At 73.8% G+C, this 20,845-nt stretch carries 19 protein-coding genes and 1 pseudogene; 16 read left to right on the top strand and 4 right to left on the bottom strand.

What is annotated here, in order from left to right:
- Positions 1–32 precede the first annotated feature (32 nt).
- A complete protein-coding gene (locus AB0I21_RS43310; RefSeq protein WP_360569580.1) occupies positions 33–527 on the top strand; it encodes a helix-turn-helix domain-containing protein in 495 nt (164 codons plus the stop codon).
- Positions 528–638: 111 nt separating this feature from the next.
- A complete protein-coding gene (locus AB0I21_RS43305; RefSeq protein WP_360569578.1) occupies positions 639–980 on the top strand; it encodes an STAS domain-containing protein in 342 nt (113 codons plus the stop codon).
- A gap of 11 nt (positions 981–991) precedes the next feature.
- Here AB0I21_RS43305 and AB0I21_RS43300 read toward each other — a convergent pair whose 3' ends face one another.
- A complete protein-coding gene (locus AB0I21_RS43300) occupies positions 992–2,917 on the bottom strand; it encodes an amino acid transporter (RefSeq protein ID WP_360569576.1) in 1,926 nt (641 codons plus the stop codon).
- Positions 2,918–3,381: 464 nt separating this feature from the next.
- On the opposite strand from AB0I21_RS43300, the gene AB0I21_RS43295 reads away from it, so the two are divergent.
- The gene (locus tag AB0I21_RS43295) at positions 3,382–3,642 is read left to right on the top strand and encodes a hypothetical protein (RefSeq protein WP_360569573.1); all 261 of its coding nucleotides are present in this window, start codon (positions 3,382–3,384) and stop codon (positions 3,640–3,642) included.
- A 469-nt stretch (positions 3,643–4,111) separates the two neighbouring features.
- Positions 4,112–4,483, top strand: a complete 372-nt coding sequence (locus AB0I21_RS43290) for a DUF2750 domain-containing protein (protein ID WP_360569571.1) — start codon at positions 4,112–4,114, stop codon at positions 4,481–4,483.
- A gap of 26 nt (positions 4,484–4,509) precedes the next feature.
- Here AB0I21_RS43290 and AB0I21_RS43285 read toward each other — a convergent pair whose 3' ends face one another.
- Complete coding sequence (locus tag AB0I21_RS43285; RefSeq protein WP_360569569.1) at positions 4,510–5,619, bottom strand: AI-2E family transporter; 1,110 nt, start codon at positions 5,617–5,619, stop codon at positions 4,510–4,512.
- A gap of 113 nt (positions 5,620–5,732) precedes the next feature.
- On the opposite strand from AB0I21_RS43285, the gene AB0I21_RS43280 reads away from it, so the two are divergent.
- The 9 genes and pseudogenes from AB0I21_RS43280 to hpnH all read left to right on the top strand — a co-directional run bounded on the left by AB0I21_RS43280 (position 5,733) and on the right by hpnH (position 15,200).
- Positions 5,733–6,446 carry a polysaccharide deacetylase family protein gene (locus tag AB0I21_RS43280; RefSeq protein WP_360569567.1) on the top strand — a complete coding sequence of 238 codons (714 nt, stop codon included), beginning with the start codon at positions 5,733–5,735 and terminating at the stop codon, positions 6,444–6,446.
- 144 nt (positions 6,447–6,590) lie between these two features.
- Entirely contained in the window at positions 6,591–7,457 is an 867-nt protein-coding gene (gene hpnC / locus AB0I21_RS43275) for a squalene synthase HpnC (RefSeq protein ID WP_360569565.1), read from the top strand.
- Positions 7,454–8,323: a presqualene diphosphate synthase HpnD gene (gene hpnD, locus AB0I21_RS43270; protein WP_360569563.1), complete on the top strand. Its 870-nt coding sequence runs from the start codon at positions 7,454–7,456 to the stop codon at positions 8,321–8,323. Before hpnC ends, hpnD begins: the two co-directional genes overlap by 4 nt.
- Entirely contained in the window at positions 8,320–9,717 is a 1,398-nt protein-coding gene (gene hpnE / locus AB0I21_RS43265; protein WP_360569561.1) for a hydroxysqualene dehydroxylase HpnE, read from the top strand. Before hpnD ends, hpnE begins: the two co-directional genes overlap by 4 nt.
- Positions 9,714–10,727, top strand: coding sequence for a polyprenyl synthetase family protein (locus AB0I21_RS43260; protein WP_360569559.1), 1,014 nt, complete (start codon positions 9,714–9,716; stop codon positions 10,725–10,727). The genes hpnE and AB0I21_RS43260 overlap by 4 nt, the downstream gene beginning before the upstream one ends.
- Entirely contained in the window at positions 10,727–12,637 is a 1,911-nt protein-coding gene (shc, locus tag AB0I21_RS43255) for a squalene--hopene cyclase (RefSeq protein ID WP_360569557.1), read from the top strand. The genes AB0I21_RS43260 and shc overlap by 1 nt, the downstream gene beginning before the upstream one ends.
- A pseudogene (locus AB0I21_RS43250) lies at positions 12,634–13,071 on the top strand (hypothetical protein); the annotation flags it as partial. The gene shc and the pseudogene AB0I21_RS43250, both read left to right, overlap by 4 nt.
- 174 nt (positions 13,072–13,245) lie before the next feature.
- Entirely contained in the window at positions 13,246–14,199 is a 954-nt protein-coding gene (ispH, locus tag AB0I21_RS43245) for a 4-hydroxy-3-methylbut-2-enyl diphosphate reductase (RefSeq protein ID WP_360569621.1), read from the top strand.
- Complete coding sequence (gene hpnH, locus AB0I21_RS43240; protein ID WP_360569555.1) at positions 14,196–15,200, top strand: adenosyl-hopene transferase HpnH; 1,005 nt, start codon at positions 14,196–14,198, stop codon at positions 15,198–15,200. The genes ispH and hpnH overlap by 4 nt, the downstream gene beginning before the upstream one ends.
- Before the next feature lie 19 nt (positions 15,201–15,219).
- On the opposite strand, the gene AB0I21_RS43235 is transcribed toward hpnH, so the two are convergent.
- The gene (locus AB0I21_RS43235; protein ID WP_360569553.1) at positions 15,220–15,972 is read right to left on the bottom strand and encodes an SDR family NAD(P)-dependent oxidoreductase; all 753 of its coding nucleotides are present in this window, start codon (positions 15,970–15,972) and stop codon (positions 15,220–15,222) included.
- A gap of 75 nt (positions 15,973–16,047) precedes the next feature.
- On the opposite strand from AB0I21_RS43235, the gene AB0I21_RS43230 reads away from it, so the two are divergent.
- Genes AB0I21_RS43230 through AB0I21_RS43220 form a run of 3 tightly spaced genes read left to right on the top strand, consistent with a single transcriptional unit; the run spans position 16,048 to position 19,580 of the window.
- Positions 16,048–17,199, top strand: a complete 1,152-nt coding sequence (locus AB0I21_RS43230) for a glycosyltransferase (RefSeq protein ID WP_360569551.1) — start codon at positions 16,048–16,050, stop codon at positions 17,197–17,199.
- An 18-nt stretch (positions 17,200–17,217) separates the two neighbouring features.
- Complete coding sequence (locus AB0I21_RS43225) at positions 17,218–18,126, top strand: DMT family transporter (RefSeq protein ID WP_360569549.1); 909 nt, start codon at positions 17,218–17,220, stop codon at positions 18,124–18,126.
- 26 nt (positions 18,127–18,152) lie between these two features.
- The gene (locus AB0I21_RS43220; RefSeq protein ID WP_360569547.1) at positions 18,153–19,580 is read left to right on the top strand and encodes a transketolase C-terminal domain-containing protein; all 1,428 of its coding nucleotides are present in this window, start codon (positions 18,153–18,155) and stop codon (positions 19,578–19,580) included.
- On the opposite strand, the gene AB0I21_RS43215 is transcribed toward AB0I21_RS43220, so the two are convergent.
- Positions 19,571–20,473, bottom strand: coding sequence for a DMT family transporter (locus tag AB0I21_RS43215; RefSeq protein WP_360569545.1), 903 nt, complete (start codon positions 20,471–20,473; stop codon positions 19,571–19,573). The genes AB0I21_RS43220 and AB0I21_RS43215 overlap by 10 nt on opposite strands.
- Positions 20,474–20,845: the final 372 nt, after the last annotated feature.

The raw sequence follows: 20,845 nt of genomic DNA, 5'->3' as shown, positions 1-20,845 counted from the left end.
ATTGGTGGCGAATCACCTGTCAAGGAGGAGTCGTGGAACCACGGTCCGGGTGTCCGGTCAACGCCGCCGTCGAGGTCCTCGGGGACCGCTGGTCGATGCTCGTGCTGCGCGACGTCATCTTCGGCGACCGCCGCTACTTCCGGGCGCTGCTCACCGGGTCGATCGAGGGCATCGCCTCGAACATCCTCGCCGACCGCCTCGTGCGGCTGGTCGAGGCGGGCATCCTCACCCGCGGCACCGCGTTCCGGGGGCAGCGCGCCCGCTACAGCCTCACCGAGGCCGGCATCCAGACGCTGCCGATCATCTACGCCCTCGGCAACTGGGGCCTCGACTGGCGCCAGGGCAGCGACGAGCTGCGGACCCGGCAGCAGCTCATGCGCGACGAGGGTCCGGCGTTCATCGAGGAGCTCATGGACGAGCTCCGGGAGCGCCACCTGGACGCCCCGCCGAAGCCGCGCCACGGCCCGGGCCCCCTTGAGCGTCTCAACGCCGCCCACGCCGCCCACACCGCAGAACGACAGCCCTGACAAGAAGGACCGTTCGAACAATTTACAAAGCCAGCACTTGCTGGTGTTACTAAGTGAGGACGTTCGCCGTTAGGGTCAGACTCGGGTTCCTCACCGGTGAGGGAGAGCGCGGTGGCTCTGTCGTTCGAGGTGCAAAATGAGACCGCTGGGCGGGTGCTCATCGTGCTGCACGGCATGCTCGACAGTCACGGGGTGGCGGTGTTCCACCGTGCCCTCGCCGCGGCGCTGGAGTGGTATCCGACGCTGGTGGGCGTCGACCTGACCGAGGTCACGTGGATCGACTCCGCCGGCGTGGGCGCGCTGGCGGCCGCGTTGCGCGTCGGGGGGCAGGTGGGATACCGGCTCGTCGTCGCCGCCGTCAGCGCGACCGCGCATGAACGCCTGCGGCGCAGCGGCCTGGCCGACTCGTTGGCCGTCGCCGGGCAGGAGCGTCCAAGGCGCCCGGCGGGCTGACGTCGCTTTTACTATCCGACGTGGACGTGCGGCCGGTGGATGCGGTCGGGCTCCTGCCGGCGCAGCACCTCGCGGGTGACCGGTGCGACCTCACCCTGCCCGAAGATCAGGAAGCGGAGGAAGTTGACGGCCGGGTTGCCCTCCGTCCACTCGAAGTAGATGTGCGGGCGCCGGCCCGTGCGGTCCCGGATGCCGAGCAGCAGCGCCGCGATCGCACTCGCGACGGCCGGGTTCTGCAGGGCGAGGACGCGATAGCGACCGTGCATGACCTCGCCACGCACGACGACGGCGGACGCGAAGTCGGAGGCGTCGGTGATGGACACCTCGACGAAGATCACGTCGGCGGCATCGGGGATGTCGTTGTCGGCCTGGATCTGCTGGAGCTTCTCCCGGTAGTCGAGGGCCGAGCGGCGCGCGGGCTCCTTGGCGACCAGCCGGATCGTACGCCGGGCGCATTCGTGGATGAAGGTGCTGGCGGTCGCGTCGAACTGCAGGTCGGTCACCCGCAGCTCGAATGACCGGTCGATCCGGGACAGCACCGACACCAGCACGATGCCGACGATGAAACACCCGGCGATCTTCACCCCGTCCGGGCGTTCGGCGATGTTGGCGATCGTGGTGTACGTGAGGACGGCGGCGATGACCACGAACGAGACGAACTTGCGGTGCTCGTGGTGCCGGCGGGCGGACAGCGCGGCAGCGACCGCCGCCGAGGTGATCAGCACGAGGACGCCGGTCGCGTAGGCGCCGCCCTGGGCGTTGACGTCGGCCCGGAAGTACACGGTGATCACGACCGCGATCACGAGGAACACCAGGACCAGCGGCCGCACCGCCCCGGCCCAGTCAGGTGCCATGCCGTAGCGGGGCAGGTACCGGGGCACCAGGTTCAGCAGGCCGGCCATCGCCGACGCGCCGGCGAACCAGAGGATGGCGATGGTGGACAGGTCGTACACCGTGCCGAAGACCGGACCGAGGTGCTCATGCGCCAGGTAGGCCAACGCCCGGCCGTCAGCCTTCCCGCCCGCCTTGAACTCCGCCGGCGGGATCAGGACCGTGGTGACGACGCTGGTGGTGAGCAGGAACCCGCTCATGATCAGCGCGGCCGTGGTGAGCAGCTTCCTGGTGTCACGGATCCGCCCGGCCGGCGCTTCCTCGCTGTCGGCCGGGTCACCGCGCACGTGCGGCATCACCGCCACACCGGTCTCGAACCCGGACAGGCCCAGCGCCAGCTTCGGGAACACGACCAACGCGATCGCCACGACCAGCAGCGGATTGCCGTGCTGGGCGGTCAACGCCGCCGACCAGTCGGTGACCGTCGACGGGCGGCTCACGATCAGCCACAGGCCCTCGACGACCACGACCAGGTTCAGCGTCAGGTACAGCCCGACGATCGCGACCGCGATGCCGACCGCTTCGGTGAACCCGACGAGGAACACCGCGCCGAGCAGCACCAGCAGGACCAGCGTCACCAGGACCTCGTGGTCGCGCAGCGCCGCCGGCCAGAACGGGTTCTCGTCCAGGTGCGCGGTCGCGTCCGCCGCGGACAGCGTCATCGTGATGACGAAGTCGGTGGCGGCGAACCCCAGCAGGACCAGCACGAACAGCTTCCCCTGCCAGAACGGCAGCAGCCGCACCAGCATCGCGATGGACCCTTCACCGTGCGGGCTCTCCTGCGCCACCCGCCGGTACACCGGCAACGCCCCGAACAACGTGACCAGCACCAGCACCACCGTCGCCACCGGCGACAGCAGCCCCGCGGCGAGCGCGGCGATCCCCGGCTGGTAGCCCAGTGTGGAGAAGTAGTCCACCCCGGTCAGGCACATCACCTTCCACCACGAGTGCCGACGGTCCGCAGCCGGTTTGGCACCCGGACCCGCGTGCTGCAGCGACCGGTCGTTGATCCCCGACAGCAGCCAAGCCCGGAACCCGGCCGTCACCGGGCCCGACATACCTGCCCACCGAGACCACCTCGCGAAGCGTCGGACATGTCCTGCACGGCGAGCCCCTACCCGACGGGCCCGGAAGTAGTAACCGACAACGGATGACTACTCGCGGCCCTGAGTCGTTGCGGCCATGACCGTCCTCACACGCCGCCCGAAGGCCTGACGCCGGTGACCCGTGTGACGGCAGCGCGCCGCTGAGGCGTCGCGTGTCGTCCGCCCGGCGGCGCCATCGACCCCCGAGGGCCGCCGCCGGCACCGTCCGACCAGGCGAAACCGGCCCCTGACCCGGCCGGTCGCCGGGGGACTCACCCTCACCCTGTTCGAGACGAATGCTCACGCTCGAAGGGCTGTTGATGACGAGTACGGCGCACGCTTCCAGGTCCACCGAGCCAGCTTGCCAACATCGAAGCAAGGATCGCGGGAACAGGTGGGCGCGTAGGCCGAATTGAGGTGATGCCGTGATGGCGAAATTCCGCTGCGCCTGCGCTACGATCATCCACACGAGCGGGTTCATTCCAAATGAAACAGAGTGGAAGATTATTTCGGACATCGAATTCGATAGGTTTGAAGGCATCGTAGATGCTGAAGAGATCTACATGGCTTGCAGATCGGCGTTTCGCTGTCCCACCTGTGGTCGTCTCTGGATCTTCTGGAACGGCATTGAGCAGCCACCGGATTGCTACAAGCCCGACACGCCCAACGAATCAGGAGAGGCCTAACGGTGCGCTGTTGCGCGCTTCCCACCTCTTCAGCGGGCGCCGGTAGCATCGGCACTAGCCTTGGTTGCCAATTCGCGAGAATTGGCAACCAAGGCGTCGAATGTGCGCGGGTCGCATGCACGCGGCCCAGCTTCGGCCCTCCCGAGTCGTCATCGCCTCTCGAGTCGGCGAACAGGTGCGTCGTGGGAGTGTGGACAACGTAGAGTTCGATCGAGTTATCAGCACCGCTGGAAGGGCATTCTTTGAGCGAATGGCTGAGCTGCTTCCCGACAAGGCCAATGCTTACGCCGCGGCTCAGTCGAACCTGATGGGGCAAGCGGCCATGCATCCTGCCCGCCCTGACAGGCGGAAGGGTGGCGAACGCGTGGACGGCGGCGAGTAGACGCCCAGCGCCGTGTCACGAGGCGCTGTCGGTGTCGGCGGGCGGCGCGGGCAAGCACTGTCGTGAATCCGGCGAGGAAGGACACCTGTGAGCACGAGCGGGGCACAAGCAGCGGCGTTCTTCCGTGAGGTCGCTCAGCACCGGACGGTCTGGTGGGTCCGAGACGACCAGGGGAGCCCCGCGCCGCTGTTGTCCACGGGTGAGCGGGCGTTCCCGTACTGGTCGTCGGAGTCCCGCGCGCGACGCGCGGCGCAGATCTGGGGGGCGCAGTTCCGTCCGGTGTCGATGGCACTGGAGACCTGGCGGACCAAAGAGCTGCCAGACCTCGCCAAGGACAACTTCCGGGTCGGCATCAACTGGAGCGGCCAGCGTCTGACGGGATGGGACTTCACGCCCGACGAAGTGGTCAACCGGCTTGCGCACGCGCTCGGTGAGCCGCCCTTCGACTCGCCTGCCTGACGGAGGCGAGCGCACACGGCGTCGTGTCACGGGTCGCCGCCGGGGTCGGTGTCGGTGTCGGCGGGTGGGGCGGGTGGGGCTGATTCCGCCAGTGCGGCGGCGCGGTAGCCGGCCACGGCGTGGTAGACGAAGGCGCACGTCGGCACCGCGACGACGGCGCCCGCGATGCCGGCGAGGAGGGTGCCCACGCCGATGGCGAGCAGGGTCACCACCGGGTGGAGGCGGACCGCCCGGCGCATGACCATTGGGTGCAGCAGGTGGCCTTCGGTCTGCTGGACGAGGAGCACTGCTGCCAGGACGAGCAGGGCGGTGGTCGGGCCGCGGGTCACGAAGGCCACTGCCACGGCGATCACGCCGGCGACGGTCGCGCCGACGATCGGCACGAAGGCGGCGATGAAGGTCAGCAGGATCAGCGCCAGGGCGAGCGGGACGCGCAGCACGATCAGGGCGATGCCGATGCCGATCGCGTCCACCGAGGCGATCACGACGATGCCGCGCACGTACAAGGTGACGGAGTGCCAGCCTGCTGCCGCCGCGGCCGTCACCCTGGCCCGGCGGGACGGCGGCACGAGCGTGGTGGCCCGCTGCCACGCCGTCGGTCCGTCCCGCAGCACGAAGAAGAGCAGCAGCAGGGTCAGCACGCTCGCGGTGAGGATCTCGGCGGCGCTCGCCGCTGCCGCCGGGCCGGGGATCGCGCTGCGCAGCGCCCGTTCCGCCGCGTTCGTCAGTCCTGTGATCTGCTGGGCGTCGAGGTGCAGTGGGCCGGACACCAGCAGCTCGTGCAGCCGGCCCACGCCGGCGGTCAGCTGCCGCCGCAGGTCGCCGAACTGGCTCACGACCCGCACGCCGATCAGCACCAGGCTGCCGAGCAGGACGAGCAGGAGCAGCAGCACCGTCAGCAGCGAGGCCAGCCAGGCGGGCAGCCGCAGCGACCGCAGCAGCCGGGTCAGCGGGCCGAGGAGCGCGCCGAGCAGCAGCGCCGCCACGACCGCCAGCACGACGGGAGCGATCACCACGAGGACGTGGATGAGCGCGTAGACGCCGGCGCCCAGGACGAGCAGGCATCCGGTCACCGCGGCGGCGGTCAGCAGCCACCCGGGCACGCGCGCGGCCAGCCGCACCGAGTCCGGTCGCATGTGGCCGCCGTACCCGGTCCGGGGTCTCCGAACCTCACCCGCGACGGCCCGCCGTTTCGAGGTCACGCCACCGGGTAGCCGTCCCCGCCACAGGGCGAGCGTGGAGGTGCCGCATGCACAGACGGCTTCTGGCGGCAGGCGTGTCCGCGGCCGTCGTGGCCTTGCACGCCGGGCCCGCGGTGACGGCGCTGCCCCTGGTCCGCCGGCGCCTGCGGGCGCTGAGCGGCGCCGGCGGCCCGGGCACCGTCGCGCTCACCCTGGACGACGGCCCCGACCCCGCGTCCACGCCGGCCTTCCTGGGGTCGCTGGCGCGGCTGCGCGTCCCCGCGACCTTCTTCGTGCTCGGTGCCATGGCGGTGAAGGCACCCGGCCTGCTGCGCCGGATCCAGGAGGACGGGCACGAGATCGGGGTCCACGGCTGGACCCACCGCGATCACCTGCGGATGACGCCGGGTCAGGTCTACGACGAGCTCGCCCGGACCGCTGAACTGATCGCCGGGACGTGCGGGGTCCGGCCCGCCTGGTTCCGGCCGCCGTACGGCATCCTCTCCGCGGGGAGCCTGCTCGCGGCGGCCCGGCTCGGCCTGCGTCCGGTGCTGTGGAGCGCCTGGGGCCGCGACTGGGAGGCCGGCGCCACCCCGGGCACGGTGCTCGCCCACCTCCGGTCCGGCGGCATCCGCGGCGGCGCCACCCTGCTGCTGCACGACAGCGACTGTGCGGCGGCTCCGGGCGCCTGGCGGTCGGCCCTCGGCGCGCTGGCCGCGGTCGCCGGCGAGTGCGAGCGGCAGGGCCTGCGACTCGCCCGGATGAGCCAGCACGTCCCGTGACGGGCCGCCACGTGCGAGACGGCCGTCGCGCCGGGCGGCGGTGCCGGTTACGGGGGCGTGATTGCGGGTAGCGCGCCGCCATGTGCGGCACGGAGACCTTCGCGGCGTCACAAACCACCTTCTGCGCCGGGGCGGGCGCCTGACATGAGCAGTGCGACGAGAGCGCCGGCGGCACCCGTGCCGCTGGAGGCGCGGGCCCGGGCGGAGAACTTCCCGGTGGCGCTGCGGATCCTGCCCAGGGCCACCCGCGGGCACCTGTTCGCGCTGTACCGCTACGCCCGGTTCGTCGACGACCTGGGTGACGAGCCGGTCGTGGGGGTGACCGCGGCCGACCGGACGGCGATGCTCGACGTGTTCGAGGCGGAGGTCCATCGGCTGTACGACGGGCGGCCGGTGCAGCACCCGGTGCTGTGCGCGCTCGCCCCCACGGTGGACGCGTGCCGGCTGCCCGCCGGGCCGCTGCTGCGGCTGATCGAGGCGAACCGCGTCGATCAGGTCGTCACCCGCTACGCCACTGTCGAGGAGCTCGTGCGGTACTGCTCGCTGTCCGCCGACCCCGTCGGCGAGCTGGTCCTGCACGTGTTCGACCAGGCGGGTCCGGCACAGGTACAGCTGTCGGGCCGCATCTGCACCGCGCTGCAGGTCGTCGAGCACCTGCAGGACATCGCGGAGGATCACCGGCGCGGCCGCGTCTACCTGCCCGCGGCGGACCTCGACCGGTTCGGCGTGCCCGAGACCGACCTGGCCGCGGCCACGGCGAGCGGCGCGCTGCGGGCGGCCGTCCGGTTCGAGGCCGACCGCGCGAAGGCGTGGCTGGACGCCGGCGCACCGCTGCTCGCGACGCTGCACGGCTGGGCCCGGGTGGCGGTCGGCGGCTATCTCGCCGGCGGGTACGCGACGCTGCGGGCGCTGGAGCGCTGCGGATACGACCCGCTGCCCGGACCGCCACGCCCGCGCCGGCGTGACATCGCGGCGTCCTGGCTGGCCGCGATGGCCAGGAGCATCGGGTGAGCGCCGCCGCGACCGTCGACGAGGCGTACCGGCGGTGTGAGGAGATCACCGGCCGGGAGGCCCGCAACTTCTCCTACGGCATCCGCCTGCTACCCAGGCACAAGCGACGCGCGCTGTCCGCGGTGTACGCCACCGCCCGCCGCATCGACGACATCGGCGACGGCGACCTGCCCGCGGACGAGAAGCTGGCCCGGCTCGACCGGGTCCGCGAGTCGCTGCGCCGCCTGCCGGAGGCGGCCGCCGATGACCCGGTGCTGCTGGCCCTGCACGACGCCGCGCGCCGGCTGCCCATCCCGCTGGAAGCCTTCGACGAGTTGATCGACGGCTGCGCGGCCGACGTCCGCGGCACCACGTACGCCACCATCGACGACCTCCTGTGGTACTGCCGGTGCGTGGCCGGCTCCGTCGGCCGCCTGTCGCTGGGCGTGTTCGACACGGGCGCACCCGGACGGGCCGCCCAGCTGGCCGACGCGCTCGGCATCGCCCTGCAGCTGACCAACATCCTGCGCGACCTGCGGGAGGACCGCCACAACGGCCGCGTGTACCTGCCCAAGGACGACCTCGACCGGTTCGGCTGCAACCTGGAGCCCGACGGTGACGGCTTCGCCGACCCGCCCGACCGGTTCAGCGCCCTCGTGCGCTTCGAGGCCGAGCGGGCCGAGCGGTGGTACGAGACCGGCCTGCGGCTGCTGCCGATGCTGGACGCCCGCAGCGCCGCCTGCACCGCCGCCATGGCCGGCATCTACCACCGGCTGCTGGCCCGCATCGTGAGCGACCCGATGGCCGTCACCCGGACGCGGCTGTCGCTGCCGTCCCGGGCGAAGGCCACGGTCGCCGTCCGCGCGCTCGTCAGGCGGACGGCATGACGCCGGGCCCGCCGGCGGCGGACGCGGGCCGCGAGGTGTGCGTCGTCGGCGGCGGGCTCGCCGGCATCACCGCCGCCGTCCGCCTCGCGGACGCCGGACACCGGGTGACGCTGCTGGAGCGGCGCGCCGAGCTGGGCGGGGCGACGTACTCGTTCGACCACGGCGGTCTCGTCGTGGACACCGGGCAGCACGTGTTCCTGCGCTGCTACGAGCGGTACCGGGACCTCCTGGACCGCCTCGGCAGCACCGGCCTGACCCGGCTGCAGCCGCGGTTCTCCGTGCCGGTCCTGGCTCCCGGGCGGGCGCCGCACGTGCTGGCCCGCGCCCGTGGCCTGCCCGCCCCGGCCCACCTGCTCCCGCCCCTGGCCGGGTACTCCCTGCTGAACGTCCGGGAGCGGTGGCGCGCGATCACGGCGGCCAACGCGTTGCGCGCCGTGGATCCCGACGATCCGGGCAACGACCGGATCAGCTTCGGCGGCTGGCTCGCGGACCACGGCCAGGGTTCCCGCGCGGTGCGCCGGCTGTGGGACCTGATCACCGTCGCGGCGCTCAACACCCCCGCGGAGCAGGCGTCGCTGGCCCTCGCCGCGCGGGTGTTCCGGACCGGGCTGCTGGAGCGGGCCGACGCCGGTGACATCGGGCGCCCGATCGCACCGCTGTCCAGCCTGCACGGCCGTCCCGCGCTGCGGCTGCTGACCCGGCTCGGCGTGCGGGTGGACACCGGGCGACGGGTGGAGCGGGTCGAGCCGGACACCACCGGGTTCCGGGTCGCGATCGGCGGCGCCGCCGGTCGCGCGGGCCGGGACGAGCTCGCCGCCGACGCGGTCGTCCTGGCCGTGCCGCACACCGCGGCCGCGCGGCTGGTGCCGGCCGCGGCCTGCGACGACCGGGCCGGCTGGCAAGGGCTGGGCAGCGCCCCGATCGTGAACGTCCACCTGCGCTACGACTCGGTCGTCACCCGCCTGCCCTTCGCCGCGGCGGTGGAGTCCCCGGTCCAGTGGGTGTTCGACCGTACGCCGCCGGCGATGCCCGACGGCCAGTACCTCGTGGTCTCGATCTCCGCCGCGGACGACACCATCACGGTGCCCGCCGGGCGGCTCGCCGTCACCTACGCCGCCGCCGTCGCCGGGCTCTTCCCGGCGGCGCGGTCGGCGCGGGTGCTGGAAACGTTCGTCACCCGCGAGCCGCACGCCACGTTCCGGCAGGCTCCCGGCACCCGCGCGCTGCGTCCCGGCGCGGCGACCCGCCTGCCCGGCCTCGTCCTGGCCGGCGCGTGGACCGACACGGGGTGGCCGGACACGATGGAGGGCGCGGTCCGCAGCGGTCACCGCGCCGCCGACGTCGTGCTCGCCCACCTCATGTGTTCGAACCGAAACCTGGAGGGCACCCGTTGACCATCGCATCCGTCGCCTGCCTCGATCAGGTGCCCGTCCTGGTCGAGCCCCGGATCAGGGACCTCCTCGGTCGCCTCGATCCCCGCAACCAGCGCGTCGGCGCCTACCAGCTGGGCTACTGCGACGCCGGCGGGGCACCCACCGCCGCCGGCGGCAAGGGCATCCGCCCGGCGCTGGCCCTGCTGTCGGCCCGCGCCGCCGGTCACCCGCCCGAGCAGGGCGCGGCCGCGGCCGCCGCCGTCGAGCTCGCCCACAACTTCTCGCTGCTGCACGACGACGTCATGGACCAGGACACGATGCGCCGCCACCGCCCCACCGCCTGGGCGGTCTTCGGCACCGCCGCGGCGATCCTCGCCGGCGACGCCCTGATGGTCCTCGCGCACGACGCGCTCGCCGGCGACGGCCGGCCGGGCAGCGCGCAGGCGGCCCGGCGGCTGGACGCGGACGTGCAGCGGCTGATCGCCGGGCAGGCCGCCGACCTGGAGTTCGAGCGCCGCGACGACGTCAGCCTCGACGAGGCCCTCGCGATGTCCGCCGACAAGACCGCGGCGCTGATGTCGTGCGCCTGCACGCTGGGGGCGCTGCTGTGCGGCGCGCCCGCGGCGCTGACCCAGGGCCTGTCCCGCTTCGGCACGCACCTCGGGATGAGCTTCCAGCTCGTCGACGACCAGCTCGGCATCTGGGGCGAGCCCGCGCGCACCGGCAAACCGGTGGGGTCCGATCTGCGGGCGCGCAAGAAGTCGGTGCCGATCGTGCACGCGCTCACCTCCGGTACCGCCGCCGGCGACGACTTCCGGTCGCTGTTCGCGTCCGCGGAGGAGCTGCAGGAGGCCGACCTCGCGACCGCCGGCCGGCTCCTGGAGGAGTGCGGGTCCCGGGACTGGGTCCAGGACGAGGCCGACCGGCACCTGGCCCGCGCGCTGGACCAGCTCGCCGCGCTCGAGCTGCCCGCGGACGTGCACGACGACCTGGTGGACCTCGCCCGCCTGGTGACGGGACGGGACCACTGATGACCCAGGTGCTGACGCAGGTCCCCGCCGTCGACGAGCTCTACGACCGGGCCCGGGCCGGCCTGGACCGGGCGGCGGCACACCTGCTCGGCCTGCAGGACGCGGCCGGCTGGTGGAAGGGCGAGCTGGAGACCAACGTGACGATGGAGGCCGAGGACCTGCTGCTGCGCCGGTTCCTCGGCATCTGCGACGAGCAGCTGACCGCGCAGACGGCCCGCTGGATCCGCTCCCGGCAGCTCGACGACGGCGCCTGGGCGACATTTCACGGCGGGCCGGGCGACCTGTCCACCACCATCGAGGCGTACGCGGCGCTGCGGCTGGCCGGCGACGCGCCCGACGCGCCGCACATGGCGGCGGCGTCCGCGTTCGTCCGGGACCACGGCGGTGTCGAACGCAGCCGCGTGTTCACCCGCATCTGGCTGGCGCTGTTCGGCGAGTGGCCCTGGCACCAGGTGCCCGCCATCCCGCCGGAGCTCGTCCTGCTGCCCGCGTGGATGCCGTTCAACGTGTACGACTTCGCGTGCTGGGCCAGGCAGACCATCGTGCCGCTGTCGGTCGTGCGGGCCACCCGGCCCGTCCGGTCGCTGGGCTTCTCGCTGCCCGAGCTGCGCACCGGGCTGCGGCCGCCACCACCGCCGCCGCTGTCGCGCCGGACCGGCTGGCTGCACCGCCTCGACCTGGCTGTGCGCGGCTACGAGCGGGTCGCCGCCCGCTCGGTGCGCCGCCACGCGCTGCGCCGCGCCGCCGAGTGGATCGTGGCCCGGCAGGAGGCCGACGGTTCCTGGGGCGGCATCCAGCCGCCGTGGGTGTATTCGCTCATCGCCCTGCACCTGCTCGGCTATCCGCTCACGCATCCGGTGCTGCGGGCCGGGATCGAGGGACTGGAGCGGTTCACCGTCCGGGAGCGGACACCCGACGGGACCATCCGCCGGCTGGAGGCGTGCCAGTCGCCGGTGTGGGACACGGCGCTCGCGGTCACGGCGCTCGCCGACGCGGGGGTCCCGCACGACCATCCCGCGCTCGCCCGTGCCGGGAGCTGGCTGGTCGGGCAGGAGATCACCACCCGCGGCGACTGGGCCGTGCGCCGCGCGGGCGTCCCGCCGAGCGGGTGGGCGTTCGAGTTCGACAACGACGGATACCCCGACACCGACGACACCGCCGAGGTGATCCTGGCGCTGCGCCGAACCCCGCTGCGGGACCACGCCGTGCTGGACCGGGCCACCCGCTGGCTGGCCGGCATGCAGTCACGCGACGGCGGGTGGGGCGCCTTCGACGCCGACAACGACCGAGCGCTCGTCGCCGAGCTGCCGTTCTGCGACTTCGGCGAGGTCATCGACCCGCCCAGCGCCGACGTCACCGCCCACATCGTGGAGGCGCTGTGCGCCCAGGGCCTGGCCGGCTCGGCCGTCACCCGCGGCGGCGTGCGATGGCTGATGCGGGCCCAGGAGCCCGACGGTTCCTGGTTCGGCCGGTGGGGCGCCAACCACGTGTACGGCGTCGGCTGCGTCGTCCCCGCCCTGATCGCCGCCGGCATCCGGCCGCGGCACCCGGCGATCGTGCGGGCCACGGACTGGCTGCTGCTGCACCAGAACGGTGACGGCGGGTGGGGCGAGGACCTGCGCTCCTACGACGACGAGGCCATGCGCGGGCGCGGGACCTCGACCGCGTCGCAGACCGCCTGGGCCCTGCTGGCGCTGCACGCCACCGGCCAGCACCGCTCACCCGCCGCGCGCTGGGCGGTCGCGTGGCTGCTGCGGACCCAACGCCCCGACGGCACCTGGGACGAGCCGCAGTACACCGGCACCGGCTTCCCGGGCGACTTCTACATCAACTACCACCTGTACCGGCTCGTGTTCCCGATCAGCGCCCTCGGCCGCGTGCTGCGGGACGCCCCGCAGGAGGACCGATGAGCGCGCCGGCACGGCAGCGGGCGGACGGTGACTGGGTGCTCTGCGCACCGATGCGCATGGAGGCGGCGCAGCTGCGTCGCGCCCTGCCCGGCTCGGCCGGCACCGTCCTGCACACCGGTGTCGGGCGCCGCCGGTCCGAACGGGCCACCCGCTCGGCCGCCATGACCGGCGCCGGGGCGCTCGCCGTGGCCGGTGTCGGCGGCGGGCTGGACCCGACGCTGAAGCCCGGCGACGTCGTCGTGGCCACCGAGGTACGGACCGCCCCGGGGGCCACCTGTCCGCCGGGGACGACCGTGCTCCCCGCGGCCGGCCTGCTCGCGGGCGCGCTGCGCCGGCGCGGGCTCACCGTCCGGACCGGCCCGGTGGTCAGCACGGAGTGGCCGGTCGGGGGGACGACGCGGGACCGGCTCGCCGCCACCGGTGCGCTGGCGGTGGACCTGGAGTCGACCTGGCTGCTCGCCGGGCCCACCGACCGGCCCACGGACTGGCCGGCGGACCGGCCCGCGGCCTGCGTGCGGGTCGTCGCCGACACCGGTGCGCTGGTCCGGCCGGGCACCCTGAGGCAGCTGCGCACGGCGCTGGCGGCCCTGCCGGCCGTGGCCGCCGGGCTGGACGAGTGGGCGGCCGCCACCACGCTCCGCCGGGTCGTGCTCGCCGCGCCCCGATCGTTCTGCGCCGGGGTCGAGCGCGCCATCCTCGTCGTGGAACGCGCCCTCGAGCTGCACGGGCCGCCGGTGTACGTCCGCAAGCAGATCGTGCACAACACGCACGTGGTCGCCGACCTCGCCGCGCGGGGCGCCGTCTTCGTCGAGGACATCGACGACGTCCCGAAGGGAGCCGTGACCGTGTTCTCTGCGCACGGCATCTCGCCCGCGGTCCGGTCGGCCGCCGCCGACCGGCGGCTGGACGCCATCGACGCCACCTGCCCGCTCGTCACGAAGGTGCACAGCGAGGCCCGCCGGTTCGCCGACCACGGCGACACCGTCCTGCTCATCGGGCACGCCGGTCACGAGGAGACCGACGGCGTGCTCGGCGAGGCACCCGACCGGATCCGCCTCGTCCAGGACGTCCGGGACGCCGAGCAGGTGCGCGTCGACGACCCGCGACGGGTGTCCTACCTGGTGCAGACGACCCTCGCCGTCGACGACGTCGCCGACGTCGTCGCGGTGCTGCGGGACCGGTTCCCGGACCTGGCCGCCCCGCCGTCCGACGACATCTGCTACGCCACGACCAACCGGCAGCTCGCGGTGTCCGAGGTCGCGGCGGCCTGCGGGGCGATGATCATCATCGGATCCGGCAACTCGTCCAACTCCCGCCGCCTGGTCGAGGTCGCCGAACGCGCCGGGACGCCCGCACACCTGGTGGACGGCGCGGGCGGCATCGACCTGCGGTGGCTCGCCGGGATCCACACCGTCGGCGTTTCCGCCGGCGCCTCGGCACCACCCGTCCTCGTCGACGAGGTCGTCCGCGCCTTGTCCGGGCTCGGCGCGCGGGCCGCCCACGAGCACACCGCGGCGAGCGAGGACGTCGAGTTCATGTTGCCCAAGGAGGTACGGCGATGAGCATTCCACTACGGCAGCGACTGCGGATCGGCCGGTACCTGGTCGCGCAGAAGCTGCGGCGCCGCGAAAAGTTTCCCCTGCTGGTCGAGCTGGAGCCGCTGTTCGCCTGCAATCTCAAGTGCGCCGGCTGCGGCAAGATCGAGCACCCGGCCGACGTCCTCAAGCGCCGCATGTCCGTCGAGCAGGCGCTTGCCGCGATCGACGAGTGCGGCGCGCCGATGGTGTCCATCGCCGGCGGCGAGCCGCTCATGCACCCGCAGATCGACACCATCGCCGCCGAGCTCGTCAAGCGCAAGAAGTACGTGTTCCTGTGCACCAACGCGGTCCTGTTGCCGAAGAAGATCGACAAGTTCCGGCCGTCGCGGTACTTCGCGTTCACCGTCCACATCGACGGCCTCCGGGACCGTCACGACGCCTCGGTGTGCAAGGACGGCGTGTTCGACGAGGCCGTGGCCGCCGTACGGGAGGCGCAGCGGCGCGGGTTCCGGGTCACGACCAACACGACGTTCTTCAACACCGACACCCCGCAGACCGTCATCGACGTGCTCGACCATCTCAACGACGAGCTGCGGGTCGACGAGATGATGATCTCCCCGGCGTACGCCTACGAGAAGGCCCCGGACCAGGAGCACTTCCTCGGCGTGGAGCAGACGCGCGAGCTGTTCCGCGAGGCGTTCGCCAACGGCCGGCGGCGGCGCTGGCGCCTCAGCCACTCGCCGCTGTTCCTCGACTTCCTCGAAGGCCGGGTCGATTTCCCGTGTACCGCTTGGGCGGTGCCGTCGTATTCGCTGTTCGGCTGGCAGCGCCCCTGCTACCTGATGGCCGACGGATACGCCGCCACCTACCGGGAGCTGGTGGAGTCGACCGAATGGGAGCGCTACGGCCGGGGCCGCGACGCGCGCTGCGCCAACTGCATGGCCCACTGCGGCTACGAGCCGACGGCCGTGCTGGCGACGATGTCGTCGCTCAAGCAGTCGCTGCGGGCGTTGCGCACCGGGTAGCACCGGGCAGGCGGCGGCGTCAGCCGAACCGGGCGGCCAGCCGACGGTACAGGCCGGGGGCCGCCCCGCGGACCGCGACCGGCAGCCGCAACCAGCCGGGCGCGTAACGTTCGGCGCTGCCGGTCACGATCGCCCGGACCAGCAGGTCCGCGACCCGGTCCACGGGCAGCGGCCGGGGTCTGCTGCGCTCGTAGGGCCGGCCGCGGCGCCGGAAGAACTCGGTCTGCACGACGCCCGGCACGAGCACGCCGACCTCGACGCCCGAGCCCCGCGTCTCCAGCCGCAGGCTCTCGGCGAAGGTGTCGAGGCCGGCCTTGGTCGCCGCGTAGACCGCCTCGCCGGCCACGCCCGTGCGGCCGGCGATCGACGTCACGAACATCACGCACCCGTCCCCGCGGGCGCACATCGCCGGCAGCAGCGCCCGGGTGAGCCGCACCGGCGCGACCAGGTTGACCGTGACCAGCCGGTCGATGTCCGGCGGCGTCATCCCGCCGAACGGCCCGGCCCAGCCCACGCCGGCGTTGTTGACGAGGATGTCCACCCCGCCGGCGAGCCGCCGCGCCTCCGCGGCCAGCCGGTCCGCCTCCTGCGGGTCGGCGAGGTCGCCCTGCACCGGCAGCCCGCCGGTGCGCCCGGCCAGCGCCGACAACCGCCGCCGGTCCCGGCCGTGCAGGACGAGCCGCGCGCCCGCGTCGGCGAGCCGGAGCGCCGCCGCCCAGCCCAGACCCGAGGAGGCGCCGGTGACGAGCGCGACCCGGCCCGCGATCCGCATCGGATCTCCCTTTCCGCGAGCTTCCGGCGACGCCCGGCGGTTAGAACCGCACGGTTTCGCGGTAGATCGCCTGTCGTGTCAACCACCGAGTCTGGTCCGGTCCACACGGACCCGCACCGCCGCATCGTGGTGATCTCCGCCAGCGTCGGCGCCGGGCACGACGGCACCACCCGCGAGCTGGCGGCCCGGCTGCGCGATCACGGCTTCCAGGTCGACTGCCTGGACGTCACGGACGTGTTCCCGTGGCGGCTCGGGCGGCTGCTGCGCGGCACGTACCACGGCCTGCTGTTGCGGCTGCCGTGGATCTACGACGGCCTGTTCGCGATCGCCTGCCGGTTCCGGGGTGCCGGGCCGGTCATCCGCGCCCTGCTGCGCCCGGTGCGTTCCCGGATGCTGCGGGCGCTGCCCGCCGGCGCCGCCGCGGTCGTGTCGACCTACCCGATCGCCAGCCAGCTGCTCGGCCCGCTGCGCCGCGACGGGCGGCTCACCGTGCCGGTGATCACCTACCTGACCGACTTCGCCGCGCATCCGATCTGGTTCTCCCCCGGCGTCGACGCCCACTTCGTGGCGCACGAGACCGGCCGACTCCTGGCGCTCGCCCACGGAGCGGGCGACGTCCGGGTGGCCGGCCGGGTGGTGTCCCCGCGGTGCCGCCCGGCGTCCGCCGCGGCGAAGCTGCGGGCCCGGCAGCGGTTCGGCCTGCCGCCGGACGGCCGGCTCGCGCTGCTCGTCGCCGGCGCCTGGGGGGTCGGCGAGGTCGCGCCGGCGGCCGCCGAGATCGCGGCCACGGGCGCGGCGATCCCGGTCACGGTCTGCGGGCACAACACGGCGCTGCGGCGCCGGATGACGCGGGCCGGCACCGGGCACGTCCTCGGCTGGGTGGACGACATGCCGGAGCTGCTGCGCGCCGCCGACGTGCTCGTGGAGAACGGCGGCGGGCTCACCGCGCTGGAGGCCATGGCCAGCGGGCTGCCCGTGCTCACGTACCGGCCGCTGCCCGGCCACGGCAAGGCGAGCGCGGCCACCATGGCCGAGGCCGGGGTGACCACGCTCGTGCGAGGCCCGGACGAGCTGGGGCGGGCGCTGGCCGAGGCCTCCGGTGGCGAGCGGGGCCGGCGGTCCCGCGACGCCGGGATGGCGCTGTTCGCCACGGATCCGGCGGTCGGCATCGCCGGCATCGCCGCACGCGGACGGCCGACGCTCGCGGGTGCCGATGCACTCGGATGACACCCCCGAGCGGGCGTCATGAGTGCTGTCGCGGTCGTCGCGGCGCTGGGTTCGGCGGCGGCCTTCGCCGTCGGTGCCGCGCTCGAGCAGAGCGAGGCCAAGAAGGAGGAGCGGGCGCCGCCGCTCGATCCCCGGCTGCTCCTGCGGCTGGTGCAGCGGCCCAGATGGCTGCTGGCCTGGGTGCCGGAGGGCATCGGCACCGCGCTGCAGGCCGTGGCACTCACCTTCGGGCCGCTCATCCTCGTCGAGCCGCTGCTGATCACCGGCCTGTTCCTGGCCATTCCGCTGGCGGCGGCGCTCAACCGGCGACCCGTCCACACCCGCGACTACGCCGTGGTGGCGCTCGGCGGCGCCAGCCTGGCCGCGTTCCTCATCGCCGCCGACCCCCGCCCCGGCATCACCGAGCCGTCGGTGAAGGACTGGCTCGGGGTCGCGCTGTGGGCCGGGCCGATACTCGGGGTGTGCCTGGCCGGCACGGTGTTCGCCCACAACGGGCTGCGGGCCGTGCTGCTCGGCGTCGCCAGCGGCCTGCTCTACGGCATCGCCGCGTCGTTGCTCAAGGCGTTGACCGAGCAGCTGTCCGTGGATCCGATCGCCGTCCTCACCCGCGGGCAGACCTATGCGCTCATCGTCGTCGGGCTCGCCGCGGTGATCCTCAACCAGAACGCCTTCCAGAGCTCGCGGATCGCCGTGCCGCTCATGGCGATCACCATCGTCGACCCCGCCGTCGGCGTCGCGATCGGGGTCACCGCGTTCCACGAGCAGATCGCCACCGACGGGCCGCGGCTCGCGATCCAGGTGGTCGCCGGGCTCGCGATGATCGGCGGCATCTGGCTGGCCAGCACCACCCGGTCGGACATCCACCAGCAACAGGTGGCGAACGGACACGCCGGCCCGGCGCCGGAGCGCGGACCGGAGACGAGCTGACGCTCACACAGAAAGGACGATGCCCAGTGATCGACTCCGGAGACCCACCGGATCATTGCCGGCCCGGGCCGCTGCTCGACCTGATCACCGGCCCCGAGGACCTCCGCGCACTCGACCACGAGAAGCTCGTCCGGCTGGCGGCGGAGATCAACAACCTGTCGGCGTCGCCCGGCCGGGTCGTGATCCTGCTCAACGACAACGGCCGGTCCTACGCGCCCACCGCCGGCGGCGTCGCCGCGCACCTCGAACGGCTCCGGAGCGGCGACGGTGGCGGTGGTGACCTGTTCGGCGCGCTCGGCCTGGCCTACCTCGGCCCCGTCGACGGCCACGACCCGGCCGCCCTCGACGCGGCCCTGGAACAGGCCCGGGCCTGCGGGCGGACGGTCGTGGTGCACTGCGTGACCCGCAAGGGCCTGGGGTTTCCGCCCGCCGAGACCGACGAGGCCGACCAGCTGCACACCGTGCCGGTGAGCGACCCGGCCACCGGACGCCCGTCCAGGCCGCCCGCGCGCACCTGGACGGACGTCTTCTCCGACGAGCTGCTGGACCTCTTCACCGAGCGCGCGGACCTGGTCGCGGTGTCGGCGGCCATGACCGGCCCGACCGGGCTGGCCGCGCTCGGCCGGGTGTTCCCGGACCGGGTGGTCGACGTGGGGATCGCCGAGCAGCACGCGGTCACCGCCGCCGCCGGGCTCGCGCTCGGCGGCAAGCACCCGGTCGTGGCGATCTACGCGACGTTCCTCGGCCGAGCGTTCGACCAGGTGCTCCTCGACGTGGCGCTGCACCGCCTGCCGGTCACGTTCGTCCTCGACCGCGCCGGCATCACCGGCCCGGACGGGCCCAGCCACCACGGCATGTGGGACCTCGCCATGCTCGGCGTCGTCCCCGGCCTGCGGATCGCCGCGCCGCGCGACGCGACCACGCTGCGCCGGGCGCTGCGCGAGGCGGTGGCGGACCCCGGCCCGACCGTCGTGCGGTTCCCGAAGGCCGACGTGATGGCCGACGTGACACCGGTGACCCGGGTCGAGGGCCTGGACCTGCTCCGCGCACCCCGCCGGGCGGCCACGCTCCTGGTGCCGGTCGGCGGACTGGCCACCGCCGCGACGGGGGCGGCCGACCTGGTGGCGGCGACGGGTGAGGAGTGCACCGTCGTCGATCCGCGCTGGGTGCGCCCGGTCAACCCGGCGCTGGCCGACCTGGCCCGCGCGCACCGCCTGGTGGTCACCGTCGAGGACGGCGTCCGCGACGGCGGGGTGGGCGCGGCGCTCGCGCAGTACCTGTCCCGGCGCGGCGTGACCACGCCGGTGCGCACACTCGGGCTGCCGACCAGGTTCGTGCCGCACGGCGGCCGCGACGAGCTGCTCCGCCGCTACGGACTCGACCCGGCAGGGATCACCGCCGCGGTCCTCGACGGCCTGGCGGACCCGGTCCGCAGGCACCCCGCTCAGCGGTGATGACCGATCCCGACCCGCAGATGGGGCGCGTGGAACCGGTGCTGGTGGTGCGCCTCGACCAGCCGTGAGGCGGCCACCGCGTAGACGCCGGCGACCATCACCGCGAGCGCGACGACCTGCGCGACGATCAGCAGCGGCCCGACCTGCAACGCGCCGCCGAGCACACTGACACCGATGGCGACCCCGGCGAGCGGCTCCGCGGCGGTCACCGCCGGATAGGACACCGACAGCGGCGCCAGCTTGTACGCGCTCTGGGCCAGCAGGATGCCGACGGCGGCGACCGCCACGACCGCGTACGGCGTCCAGGACGTCAGCACCGCAGGCAGCCCGGCGTCGAACAGCCGGTGCGCGGCGGTGCTGGTCAGCGCCGCCTGGAGCCCGAACAGCATGCCGGCGCCGACGCCGAGCACCGACGCCTCGTGCTGCGGCCGCATCCGCCGGGCCACGTGGACCAGCCCCCAGGTGATCGACCCGATCGCCCCGGCGGCGAGCCCCCACTGCCACAGCGGGGCGTCCGCCCGTTGACCCGGCTCCGGCTGGCCGGCCACCAGGAAGGCGGCCAGGCCGAGGACGACGGCGAGCGCGCCGATCCATTCGCGGGGGCCGAGCCGGTACCGGCTCCAGATCGCCGCGACCGGCAGCGCGAACAGTAGCGACGTGACCGTCAGCGGCTCCACCAGCGTGACGGTGCCGAGACCCAGCGATGCCCCGGTCATGATGTTGCCGGCCACGGCGATCGCGAGACCGGCCAGCCACAGCCGCTGCCGGAGCAGGTACGCCAGCAGCCGCCAGTGCAGTGCGCTGCCGGCCGGTGCGCGCACCGCCGCGCGCTGCTGGATGGCGTTGCCGACGCCGCTCAGCGCCGCGGCGCACACCGCGAGGACGTAGATCATCGCCGCGAGCTATCCGACGGCGCGGTGCCGGGCATCCGGGGCCGCTGTCATACCCGTCGTTCCTCCTCGCGTCGTCGATGTCGCAGTCGATGTCGCACCGGGACGCCGTGCGTCCAGCGGGCCGGGATCGCGTCACGCGCGCCCGGATGAGGAGGTGGCGCCCGAACCGCAACGAGCGCCACCGACTGTCACCACGCCTCACGCTACTCGCGGCACGGACCGGGCCGTCGCCACCGCTGGGTGATTGGCGGCCCGGGGTCCGCGCTCATCCCGTGCTCACCGCTGGGTGATTGGCGGCCCGGGGTCCGCGCTCATCCCGTGCTCACCGCTGGGTGATTGGCGGCCCGGGGTCCGCGCTCATCCCGTGCTCAC

This window comes from Dactylosporangium sp. NPDC050588, from assembly GCF_040654975.1.
Taxonomy (GTDB): domain Bacteria; phylum Actinomycetota; class Actinomycetes; order Mycobacteriales; family Micromonosporaceae; genus Dactylosporangium; species Dactylosporangium maewongense.
Note: the sequence above shows the minus strand (reverse complement) of the source record. Positions and strands in the feature narration are given on the sequence as shown.